The sequence below is a fragment of the Bacteroidota bacterium genome, assembly GCA_040388375.1.
Lineage (GTDB): Bacteria > Bacteroidota > Bacteroidia > UKL13-3 > UKL13-3 > JAAFJM01.
Genome location: JAZKBU010000001.1, coordinates 236,263 through 247,451 on the forward strand (window position 1 = coordinate 236,263; position 11,189 = coordinate 247,451).

Annotated in this window: 10 protein-coding genes; 3 read left to right on the forward strand and 7 right to left on the reverse strand. The window is 37.1% G+C overall.

Annotation, left to right across the window (positions count from 1 at the left end):
• Positions 1–51: 51 nt before the first annotated feature.
• Positions 52–2,121 carry a hypothetical protein gene (locus V4538_01100; protein MES2379605.1) on the reverse strand — a complete coding sequence of 690 codons (2,070 nt, stop codon included), beginning with the start codon at positions 2,119–2,121 and terminating at the stop codon, positions 52–54.
• 97 nt (positions 2,122–2,218) lie between these two features.
• Positions 2,219–3,073: a UDP-2,3-diacylglucosamine diphosphatase gene (locus tag V4538_01105; GenBank protein MES2379606.1), complete on the reverse strand. Its 855-nt coding sequence runs from the start codon at positions 3,071–3,073 to the stop codon at positions 2,219–2,221.
• Between the two features lie 104 nt (positions 3,074–3,177).
• On the opposite strand from V4538_01105, the gene V4538_01110 reads away from it, so the two are divergent.
• Positions 3,178–3,582, forward strand: coding sequence for a VanZ family protein (locus V4538_01110; GenBank protein MES2379607.1), 405 nt, complete (start codon positions 3,178–3,180; stop codon positions 3,580–3,582).
• A gap of 20 nt (positions 3,583–3,602) precedes the next feature.
• On the opposite strand, the gene V4538_01115 is transcribed toward V4538_01110, so the two are convergent.
• Entirely contained in the window at positions 3,603–5,195 is a 1,593-nt protein-coding gene (locus V4538_01115; GenBank protein ID MES2379608.1) for a S41 family peptidase, read from the reverse strand.
• 73 nt (positions 5,196–5,268) lie between these two features.
• Here V4538_01115 and murQ point away from each other — a divergent pair, with 73 nt between their 5' ends.
• Complete coding sequence (gene murQ, locus V4538_01120; protein MES2379609.1) at positions 5,269–6,087, forward strand: N-acetylmuramic acid 6-phosphate etherase; 819 nt, start codon at positions 5,269–5,271, stop codon at positions 6,085–6,087.
• A gap of 3 nt (positions 6,088–6,090) precedes the next feature.
• On the opposite strand, the gene V4538_01125 is transcribed toward murQ, so the two are convergent.
• From V4538_01125 to V4538_01135, 3 genes are all read right to left on the reverse strand, one after another.
• Positions 6,091–7,407, reverse strand: coding sequence for a saccharopine dehydrogenase C-terminal domain-containing protein (locus V4538_01125; protein MES2379610.1), 1,317 nt, complete (start codon positions 7,405–7,407; stop codon positions 6,091–6,093).
• A 202-nt stretch (positions 7,408–7,609) separates the two neighbouring features.
• Positions 7,610–7,744: a hypothetical protein gene (locus tag V4538_01130; GenBank protein ID MES2379611.1), complete on the reverse strand. Its 135-nt coding sequence runs from the start codon at positions 7,742–7,744 to the stop codon at positions 7,610–7,612.
• A 193-nt stretch (positions 7,745–7,937) separates the two neighbouring features.
• Positions 7,938–8,543: a superoxide dismutase gene (locus V4538_01135; protein MES2379612.1), complete on the reverse strand. Its 606-nt coding sequence runs from the start codon at positions 8,541–8,543 to the stop codon at positions 7,938–7,940.
• A 240-nt stretch (positions 8,544–8,783) separates the two neighbouring features.
• Between V4538_01135 and V4538_01140 the strand changes: the two genes are divergently transcribed.
• Positions 8,784–9,728, forward strand: coding sequence for a flagellar motor protein MotB (locus tag V4538_01140; protein ID MES2379613.1), 945 nt, complete (start codon positions 8,784–8,786; stop codon positions 9,726–9,728).
• A gap of 7 nt (positions 9,729–9,735) precedes the next feature.
• Here V4538_01140 and V4538_01145 read toward each other — a convergent pair whose 3' ends face one another.
• Positions 9,736–11,184: a hypothetical protein gene (locus V4538_01145; protein MES2379614.1), complete on the reverse strand. Its 1,449-nt coding sequence runs from the start codon at positions 11,182–11,184 to the stop codon at positions 9,736–9,738.
• Between the last annotated feature and the right edge of the window lie 5 nt (positions 11,185–11,189).

An 11,189-nucleotide genomic window follows, 5' to 3' on the forward strand; every position in this document is an offset into this window, starting at 1 on the left:
CTTAATAAATGTTGTTTAAGGGGGGTTAGGGTTACTTTTTAATTGGCTTGTTTAAAATTTAACTTTAACATTCATACCTACTTTAACATTTATATTGTAATCGCTATATATTTTTACGTACCTGGTTCCGTTTTCGGAGGTAATAAAAAAGGGTTGTATATATATTTTTGTGGCTTTTCTAACGTGTTCTAATAAAGCTCCGCTCAGGTCTATTCTGCTTACGGTTTGGTCTGATGCTTTTACTACTTTGCCTGTAGCATCTATAGGTGCCGGAAGCAATGAGTTTTGCAGGTTAACTGAATCTAAGCGCTGACCTAATGAATCGGCAAATACCAGTTTTACGCTACCGCCAAATGGAAAGCCATTGGTTATACGTAAAATAAGTTCTGCTTTTACTACGTTGTCTAAATCGCCCGGTTTTATTCCATTGTTCACGGAATCCATTAAACCAAAACCTACGCTTGATATGCTCATGGGTAGTTCTGTTTCTATATCGAACGATATTTTACTATCGCTTCGTAAAAAATTAGCGGTTGAGTTGGGTAAACCCACATTGGTGGTAACAGCTCCCTCGTAATTAAACTTAACGGGTGGCATACCTAATACGTTTCTTATATTAGAGTTGTTTACATCGTACACGCCTGCACCTGTTTTTGTCTGGCCGGCTTCTGCTATGGTTGGGTAGGCTATATCAAACGCGGGGCCGTTAAATGGCAATGTTGCACCTACTGCGTTTTCTCCATCTACATTTAAACCGGCTCTCATTGGAATGCCCATGGAGTTATTGGTAATAAAGCTCATTTTAGGGTTTTCAAAAATCAATGTGCCGTTTAATTTTTTCAAATCGGCTAAATTTACTTCGCCTTTGTCTAATGTAATAATGCGGTTTCCAAAAAATCCTTCTACATACCTAAAGTCTAAATTGGCCATATTGAGAACTATATTGACGGCATTGCTGGAATCGAAATTAACGGTAGTTCCCGTTGCTACTAAACGGGCAGCCACTAATATTCTCAGCCTGTTGTATGGTATGGCGTTATCCTGTGTAAAGTCGAGTATGGTATTGTCTAAATTAATGGAGCCTGACACATTGGAATTGGCTGTAATATATAAGTTTTGTGCGGGTAGTGCTACTCCGTTTCTTGTAGCTCCTACAAAGTTTAACGATAGTTCTATATCCTGATTTACTGATGAGGTATAATTGTAATTGATAGAGGCTGTATTGAACTCTACTTTTCGTATTAATGTACTTGGATCGTCCGGTGTAATATCTATTAGTAAATCTTTACCTTGTAAATTCTGGTCGCTAAACTTTGAGCGGCCACCGTAGGCAACTACATGGCTTGTTTGGGCAAAGAACTTAACTGAATCGTTTGCTAAAAAAGCAACAGGCGAAGTAGTGGCTGCTGTTGTTATATTGACAAAATTATAACCTAACTCGTTTGACAATGTTTTGCCTGCTAAATCTATACTATCTACACTGATGCCTCCGGGAGGTATATTGGTGTAGGTTAGGGTACCTATTAGGGTGGCCGGTAAAAAGGCTATATCGTACAGGTTAATATCCATTGAGCTTACCGTAATTGAAAGCTTGTTTTCGAACTTTACCACAATATAACCTGAGGATATTTTGGCTTGCTCAAAACCATCAAACAAAGTAAACTGTGTAATGCTTGGTACACCATCGCTTAAGCTGGGTACGTTGGCAGGGCTATTGGCTAAAGCCTGGTCAACAGCATCTTTAGTGGTCTGGCTTTGAAAACCATTGCGCAATTGTATAAGTGAACGGCCACCAAAGGCTACAATATCGTTAATGTTTACCACACCTAACTTTTGCTCAAATGTACTGGCGGGCTGTGGCGGTATAACTAATAACTCGGGTGCTGTTACTTCTTTTATTTTGCTTTTGCGGAAAAACAAACGCATAAAACCATCGGGATCGTACACAACGGTTGAATCGCCTTTAACCATATTCATTAAGGTTAGGTCGGCATTTACCAATGGCAAACCAAACTCTGGCTCGGGTTTGTAGTTATCGTACTTTTTTAAATCAATTTCTTCTTTTTTGCAAGCTGCAACTAATAAAAGAAATAGGAACGGAATAAGTAGTTTACTTTTCATAGGCCTTTTTTGCAATTTTAACGAAAAAAAACTACTGATTTACATGTATTTTATAAACCGCGTGTTTGGCTTTGTAAATTTTTTTTAATGTGGGATATTATTGTCTTACAATATTGTTGAACAATAATTCCATATTCATTAAATTTTCAAATTGTTTATCTTCTTCGTTTTGTTCGGCTTCTTCTGCCCTATCCTCTTCTGTGGTGGTTTCGAGCGGATGGTGGTATAAACTCCATTCCTCGTTGTTGTATTCCAAGGCTGTTAAGTTTTCTACCCAATCGCCACTGTTTAAATAGGTAATTTGTCCGTATTGGGTGGTAAAGGTTTTTATACTGGGCTGGTGTATGTGCCCACATATTACGTAGTCGTATTTTTTTTCTATACCCAACTGTATGGTTGTTTCTTCAAAATCGTCAATAAACTTAATAGCACTTTTTACACCTTGCTTTACTTTTTTGGAGAATGACAAACGCCCTCTGTTTAGTATTTTTTGTGATACGAAATTGACAGCGCTGTTTAACAGGATAAGTATATCATACCCCACTCCCCCCAACTTTGCCAGCCATTTACTGTGTTTCATACTTACATCAAATACATCGCCATGGAAGAACCATGCTTTTTTCCCATCTAACTCTAAAACGAGTTTATTAAGTACTTGTAAATTGCCTAAGTTAAAATCGGTAAATTTTCGAAGCAGCTCATCGTGGTTACCTGTTAAATAGTATACTTTGGTACCGGTGCTTAGCATTTTAAAAATGCGTTGCACTACTTTCATGTGGCTTTTGGGCCAGTAGTGTTTACTAAATTGCCATATATCTATTATATCGCCATTTAACACTAAAATTTCGGGGTCTATTGATTTGAGGTATTTATTAATTGCCCTGGCCTGGCATCCGTAAGTTCCTAAGTGGGTATCGGAAATTACTGCTAACTTAATTTTGCGTTTGTTCATAAACAAAGGTTTTGCAAAGTTTGATTTTGCATGTGTGCTTATTGTAAACTAAACATTAAGTAATTGTGTATTGGGCTCTGTTTATTTTGTACTTTATTTGTGCCATGCTGATTAAGTACCTACTTCACTATAAGTTTGCTATTATATGGGCCCTTATTGTATTGGGTTTGTGCGGCATGAACGGGGCTTATATTCCGCATTTTAAACTATCAAGCTTATTCAGAATTGATAAGCTGGCACACTTGTTTTTATTTGGCTTTTTAAGTTACTTAATAGCCATGGCTTCCAGCAGGGCTTTCCCACATAAAAGCCGATTTGAATTGATATATCCTGCTTTTTTAGTTGGTACTGCTTATGGTATTTTAATTGAGGTATTACAAGCTACTGTTTTTCCTAACCGCAGTTTTGATTATATGGATATGCTGGCTAATACGATTGGCTGTGCACTGGCATGGCTGGTATTAAACAGCTACTTAAAGAGGAAAACAAAAAACGCTAAAGTTGATTAATTCTTTAGCGTTTTTATGTGTTACTTATTAAGCTCGCCTAAAGCTTTCTGTACTGTTCTATCCTGTTTGCTTATTACTGCATAATAAGCCCCATCGCGCCACATTTGGCGTGCAATGAGTGCTTTTAACTGTTGTTTTATAAATGCGCCAGATTTGCTTAGCTCGGCTGCTGTAGGTGCTGCTATTTTTTCTAAAACGGCATTGGCAATTAATGCGGCAATGAATTCATCGCTTGCATTAAACTGGGCAATGTATGCATCTACATCTTTGTATTGTTTCAGGTTGTTTCTATTTGCATCTACATATTGGTAAGCTGTTTTGTTTAACAAGCCTGCTGCTGCCACATGTGATAGAAATTTGCTGTTGAACGAGGTATCGATAGGTACTTTTACATCGGGCAAAATACCACCACCACCGTATACTACACGCTTATTTACCAAGGTATAGTATTTGGTTGTATCGTTTATGGTATTTTTATCTAAGCTTTCTAACTCACCGCTTTCGTAGCGTTGTATTATATCTTCTTCGTAACTTTCTAAACCATTGCTGTAGTTTTTTTGTATACAACGTCCGCTGGGGGTATAATACCTTGCTACGGTTAAGCGTACTGCACTACCATCGCTTAGCTGAAAGGGTTCTTGCACAAGACCTTTACCAAAACTACGCCTGCCTACTATTATACCTCTGTCCCAATCTTGTATGGCACCACTTAATATTTCGCTGGCACTGGCCGAACCTTCATCAACCAATACGGCTAACCTTCCAGTTTCAAACAAGCCGGGTTTTTCTGTTTCATAGGTTTGTTTGGGTTTGGCTCTGCCCTGGGTATATACTATCATTTTGCCTTCGTCTAACAGCTCATCCACTATTTCGGTAGCGGCATTTAAATAACCTCCCGGATTGCCTCTTAAGTCTATCACTAGGTTTTGCATGTTTTGCTTTTTCAGCTTTACCACTGCTTCTATAAACTCTTCGTGGGTTTTGGCTCCAAACCTGCTTATTTTTACGTAACCTGTTTTATCATCGAGCATAAAACTGGCATCTATGCTGTAAATGGGAATGGTATTGCGGGCAATGTTAAAATCAATTTTTTGCCTAGTGGATGGCCTGTAAATAGCTACTTTTACTTTGCTTCCTTTTTTGCCTCTCAGTGCTTTTACTACCATTTCATTGGTTACACCAATGCCTGCTAGTTTGGTGGTATCGGCTTTTAGTATTCTGTCGCCACTTAATATACCTAAATCGGCTGAAGGGCCTCCGCTAATGGCTGCAACAACCATGATGGTATCGTTTACTATATTGAACTCAACGCCTATGCCTTCAAAATTACCATCTAGGGGTTCGTTGGCTGCCTGTAAATCTTTCGCGGGAATATATACGGAGTGCGGGTCAAGCTTGGCTAACATATCGTTAAACATTACTGACTCCATTTCTTCTGTATCTACCGTATCTACGTATTCGCTTTGTATAATACTTAAAAGTTCGTTTAGTTTATTCTGACCCCCTACTAACTTAAATCCTCCTGCCGGTCGTAAAAAAATGCCAATGCCAATGCCTCCTGCCAGTAAAACTCCATATATAAATGGTTGCCATTTCTTCCAATTATCGTTCATGTATTATTATTTTATAAATTGCAGCACAAATATAAAAAGCTTAATTGCCTAACAAAGTTTAATTTTACTAATCATGTCGAAAAAGAATATTCGTACTACTGAGCAAAGTTCTAAATACAATCATTTGGAAAAAATGAGTACAGCTAAATTGATTGCCAGCATAAACAAAGAGGACCAAACGGTACCTAAAGCCATTAAAAAGGCTTTGCCTAAAATTAAAAAGGCTATTGATGCTGCTTATGCCCAAATGGAACAAGGCGGACGTTTATTTTATATGGGGGCAGGTACAAGTGGCAGGTTGGGTATTGTAGATGCCAGTGAGTGCCCCCCTACTTTTGGAGTACCTCACGGATTGGTTATTGGCTTAATAGCGGGTGGTGATACGGCTATTAGAAAAGCAGTTGAGTTTGCTGAAGATGATACGAAACAGGGTTGGCTTGATTTAAAAAAACACAAGGTAACTGCTAAGGATTTTATTATAGGTATTGCAGCGAGTGGCTCCACTCCCTATGTAATTGGTGTTTTGGAACAGGCTAATAAAAATGGCAATAAAACGGCTTGTATTGTTTGTAATAAAAACAGCGCTATTGCTGCAGTTGCTCAGTACCCTATTGAGGTAATTGTAGGACCTGAATTTGTAACTGGAAGTACGCGTATGAAAGCTGGTACTGCTCAAAAGCTGGTATTGAACATGATTAGCACAAGCTTAATGATTAAGCTGGGTAAGGTAAAGGGCAATAAAATGGTTGATATGCAACTAAGCAATAACAAGCTTATTGACAGGGGCACTAAAATGATAATGGGCGAACTGAATATTAACGAAAAGAAGGCTGCTGCTTTATTGAAAAAACATGGCAATGTGCGCAAGGCCATTGATGCTTTTGTTAAATAAAACTTAGCTAAAGCTTACTCTGTACGTTTTTAGTTCTTTTAAAATGGGTTGGTAAAACTCGGCAGTAAGCGGCATGTGTACGCCACGTGCTTTTATCTTGTTTTGCAAAATTAGCTTGGTGGCTATAGCCATAGGTAAACCTACTGTTTTGGCCATAGCAGTATATATTTTACTCTCGCCTTTTACTATTAAAGTGCTATGCTCTTTGTGTAATTTACCGTTACGTTTAAACTCAATTTCGTGCTTCATTACAATCATATCTAAATCGCTTTTTTCTAAAAACCATTTTTGCTGTAATAAATGCTGCAGTATTTGTGCAGGACTGGCGTTGTCTAAACCTATTACTTCGTTACTAAACAAACCTAACCATTTTACGCGTTTAAACTCTTTGCTGCTTTTGCTTATGTTAAGGAATGTACAAAACACTTCTTCTACATTGGTATTATTGGCTCCGCTTAAAAAGGATGCTACTAATTCTCTATAGGTTAAGTTTAGGCTATTGTGTAATTTAAAGGTATCGTCTGTTAAGCCTAGTTTTACCAATAAATTCCAACTTTGGCTATATCCTTTTTTGCGCAGGGTACCTCGCAATACGGTAGTGGCTTTTTGTAAACCATAGGGTTCTATATAACTTAAACTATCTCTGTTGGCATAGCTTTCAAACAAACCGTAATCGGCTACTTTTACTGTTTCTGTTTGTTCAAATATTCTGTTGGGTGGAATAAATTTAACCAAGCCATCTTCTAAATACTGTGCTGTTGCCTGTCCTGCTAAAACCACATTACGCGGGTTCCAGGTAAATTTATAATTCCATGGGTTGTTATCAAATTCGGGTGCTATTAATCCACCACAAAACGATTTAAAGGATGTTATTTCTCCTCCGTTGTCTTGTATCTGGTGTATCATTTCCATGGCTGATAAATGATCAATGCCGGGGTCTAATCCTATTTCGTTTAAAAACAAAACACCTGCTTTTTTTGCTGTTGCATCCAGCGCTTGCATTTCGGGGCTAATATAACTGGCGGTTACTAAATGCTTTTTAAACTCTATACAATCATGTGCAGCTACAATATGCAAAGTGGGAGGTAATAGCGAAACCACTAAATCGGCTTGCTTAATGGCTGCCTGACGTGCTGCTTTGTTATTTATATCAAATGTAATGGCTGATGCGTTTTTACTTTTCCCTATTTTTTGTTGTGCCATGGCTATGTTTTGATCGGCTATGGTTACATGCCAGTTTTCTTTTTTGGCGTGTTGCAACAAATATTTTATTAAGTACGATGAGGATAAGCCTGCACCAATTACCAATATATTTTTCATGTTTTGCTTGTGTAGTAAAGGCGCAAACTTAGTTCTACATTCAGGCAATAAAAAATAATTTTAAGCAGTAAATAACAAATCGAAACCGGAATGTAGTTAAAACAAAAAACCGACTCATCGTAAACGATTGTCGGTCCTTGTGGGCAAAAATTATTTTATGAAGAGATATTTATGTAGGAATCCACCCAAACCTACAGTATTTTTATTGTTTGCTTTTGTCTTGTTGTTCTTGCTTTGGAGTATCGTTGGTACTGCTGCTTTTTATTTTACTACAACCTTTGGTCAAACTTCCTAAGGTTAACCCTCCAAATAACAATATAATCAATTTAGTTTTCATACTTTAATTCTCTATTTGCTGCATTGAACGTTACGAAGGTGTATTTTGTTACACACATTCTAAATTTTATTTTGATGAAGTTAATTTTTCATACGTTCAAATGCATTTTTTATATGATAAAGGGATTTGAACATAAAAAAAGCGGCTTGTAGCATACACTACAAACCGCTTTAAAGTTTTATTTTACAGTTAATTAAATAGCTGCTTCGTATAATTTGCTTACTGCATTCCAATTTACCACGTTCCAGAATGCACCGATATAATCAGGTCTGCGGTTTTGGTAATGTAAATAATAGGCATGTTCCCAAACATCTAAACCTAAAATAGGTGTTCCTTTTTGTTCAGCTACATCCATTAACGGATTGTCTTGGTTTGGCGTAGATGAAATAACCAATTTACCATTGGCTACTGATAACCACGCCCAGCCTGAACCAAAACGGGTAGTAGCTGCTTTGGCAAATTCTTCTTTGAATTTTTCTAAGCCGCCTAAATCTGCGTTAATGGCATCTGCTAATTTACCTGAAGGTGAACCTCCTGCATTGGGACCTATTACTTTCCAGAATAAGCTGTGGTTAAAATGTCCACCACCATTGTTACGGATAGGTGCTGAGTATTTTGAAATATTTTTACATATTTCTTCTATACTTAATTTCTCCGCATCGGTACCTGCCACTGCATTGTTTAAATTGGTAACATATGCCTGGTGATGTTTTGAATGGTGAATTTCCATAGTGCGTGCATCAATATGAGGCTCAAGCGCAGTATAGTCGTACTCTAATTTTGGTAATTCGAATGACATAATTTTTTTTATTAAAAGTTAAAATTGGTGTGTTAAATGTTTCGCATTAATTGCAAATGCGAATGTATATTATTTAACTAAAATTGGTAAGATATTGTTTTGTTAACGGAACAAAAAAACAGAAAATTCCGTCTACTATCGTTTTATACCCACATTTGGTCTTGATAAATCGGTTATTAAAAAGTTGTTGGCTTTATTGGTTTCCATCAAATTTGTATGCTTTAAATATTTAAACCGAACATGAAAACACGTATCATATTATTTTTATTTGTATTGGGTTCTGTTAACCTGTTTGCACAGGTTGATGATCCAAAAGGGGTTATTCAAAACCCAAAGGGATTCAAAGAAAAGTCGCATAATTTTTTTATGGGCAAAAGGCTGAAAATGGCCACCGGCCAACGCGATACTTTTTATACGCTAAACGTACAGTTTAACAAGGATACTACAGAGCGTGGCATCAAATACCGTTACCTTGATTCGCTTTACAATGACTTGTTAGCACGCAATACAGAACTAAATCGTAAACACAAAGGTTTGCAGGCTGATTACGCGGAAATGAATCAACGTTATACTGATTTGTTGAAATCGTCATTAAGCAAAACGGAGCAACTGAATATGGCTTTGAAGCAAAAGGAAGACATGCTTTCGGCACGTGAAAAAAGACTGGCTGAATTAGAAGCTATTATTCGCAGACAAGATTCTATTACCAATGCTTTGAACGAAATAGTAAAACGCGCTTTGTTAAGTTTTAACAGTGATGAGTTAACGGTTGAAATGAAAAACGGAAAGGTATATGTTTCTTTAAGCGATAAATTGTTGTTTAAATCGGGCAGTGCTGATATTGAAGAAAAAGGTCAGGATGCGATTAAAAAGTTGGCTGAAGTGTTAAACAAAAACCCTGAAATAGATGTGTTAATTGAAGGCCATACTGATAATGTGCCTTTACGTAACAGCGCTAACTTTAAAGACAACTGGGAGTTGAGTACGGAACGTGCTACTAATATTGTAAGAATTTTAAGCGATGTAAGTAAAGTAAACCCTAAACGTTTAACAGCAGCCGGTCGTAGCGAATACATGCCTAAAATGACTAACGATACACCTGAAGGCAGAGCCAAAAACCGCAGGACTGAAATTATTCTGACACCTAAATTGGATGAGTTGTATAAACTGATTGATAAAAAATAAGCATTGCTTATTCCCCCCTGATTTTATATTTTAAACTTTGCAATTGCATTTCAAACCAGGATGGTTCTCTTAATTGGAACCATCCTGGTTTTTTATTATATGCAGGATTTAAAAACACATTTACATAAATAGCTCCCTGCTCGTAGGTGTGTCCGTACCAGTTTTTATACAATGAATCTCTTTGTGGTTTGGTAAACTCTGCATTTACATTTGATTGTAATAACATAGGCAAGGTGTCCATGTTTAAATCGTTTAAGGGTTGAATGTTTAACCCTTCTTGCTTGTCCAAATAACGTATATCGCCTCCTGTGCTAATGGGTGCGTAGGAGTAAAAAAGTGAATCGCCAAAATCATGCATGATGCGTTTTTCTATAGCAAAAAAACTGCGGTATTGTAAGTTGCTATCGGCAATTACTTTGCCGGGGTAATACATATAGTTGCCTATTAATAAGCTTGCCATCATGGTTATAAAAGGCCATTTTATTTTTGGCAATCCTGCAATTACCAATAACAAAACCATAAACTGGCTGATTAAAAAATACCGATGTCCTATTGTATTATACAAGAATACGGCCATGCAGATACTATTCACTAAAAGTATAATAGCTGTATATATGAATAGTTTTTTATTGATTTGTTTTTTTGCCCATACGTATATGAATAGCATGTATGGAATTAGCATACCGTTATCAACCAAGCGCCATATAATTAAAAACACGCTTTGTATAAACTGTCCTGCTCCTTTTATGTTATTGTGTTCGGTATAGTTGGGTGAAAGAAAAGCCCAGCCAAAATGCATTTGATGCGCCCACAACCATAAGGCAAGTGTAATACTTGCCGGAAGAAATAGCATAAGCCCGTTCTTTACAAAAGTCCCAAAGTTTTGTTTTGTTTCATAGCATTGGTAAGCGTAAATAAAGCCAAATGCCAACAGGAAAAAATTAGCCTGCAAATGGGTTATTTCCATTAGCACACTGCTTACTATAAACAAAACAGTACGTTTAGTAATTAAACTATACAGGCATAATAACACCCATAAAAAAAACAAAGGTGTGTTTAGCAAAAGTGCTTGTTGTGCTACAAATACTGAGTACATGCACGAAAGCAATACGGCTGTATTGGCTTTTGTTTCTGTTGTAAACAGCAAAGCTATTTTCCGCAAAACAAGTATGGTGCAAAAACCTATGAGTATAATTAAAGCATGGGCAACCCAAAGCGACTTACCGAAAATGGTCCAGCAAACAGCCAGCAAATATGGAAATAATGTTGGATGTCCGGGATCAGCCAGAGGCGGATACCAAATGGTTTGCAGGTTATTGTCGTATATATTTAAAGCTACTTTTGCGGTGGAGGTAACTGCATCGCCATGAAAAGGATCGTTTTTAACTACTAGGAAAAATATGGAACAGGCTAACGCAATGAGGTAATAAATATACTTATTGAATAACTTTTCCATAGATA

What these genes read in the sequence shown, in the direction of transcription:
- V4538_01105 (MES2379606.1), bottom strand. Translation starts at nt 3,073, where the DNA reads ATGAACAAACGCAAAATTAAGTTAGCAGTAATTTCCGATACCCACTTA.
- V4538_01115 (MES2379608.1), bottom strand. Translation starts at nt 5,195, where the DNA reads ATGAACGATAATTGGAAGAAATGGCAACCATTTATATATGGAGTTTTA.
- V4538_01100 (MES2379605.1), bottom strand. Translation starts at nt 2,121, where the DNA reads ATGAAAAGTAAACTACTTATTCCGTTCCTATTTCTTTTATTAGTTGCA.
- V4538_01125 (MES2379610.1), bottom strand. Translation starts at nt 7,407, where the DNA reads ATGAAAAATATATTGGTAATTGGTGCAGGCTTATCCTCATCGTACTTA.
- V4538_01140 (MES2379613.1), top strand. Translation starts at nt 8,784, where the DNA reads ATGAAAACACGTATCATATTATTTTTATTTGTATTGGGTTCTGTTAAC.
- murQ (MES2379609.1), top strand. Translation starts at nt 5,269, where the DNA reads ATGTCGAAAAAGAATATTCGTACTACTGAGCAAAGTTCTAAATACAAT.
- V4538_01135 (MES2379612.1), bottom strand. Translation starts at nt 8,543, where the DNA reads ATGTCATTCGAATTACCAAAATTAGAGTACGACTATACTGCGCTTGAG.
- V4538_01110 (MES2379607.1), top strand. Translation starts at nt 3,178, where the DNA reads ATGCTGATTAAGTACCTACTTCACTATAAGTTTGCTATTATATGGGCC.
- V4538_01145 (MES2379614.1), bottom strand. Translation starts at nt 11,184, where the DNA reads ATGGAAAAGTTATTCAATAAGTATATTTATTACCTCATTGCGTTAGCC.
- V4538_01130 (MES2379611.1), bottom strand. Translation starts at nt 7,744, where the DNA reads ATGAAAACTAAATTGATTATATTGTTATTTGGAGGGTTAACCTTAGGA.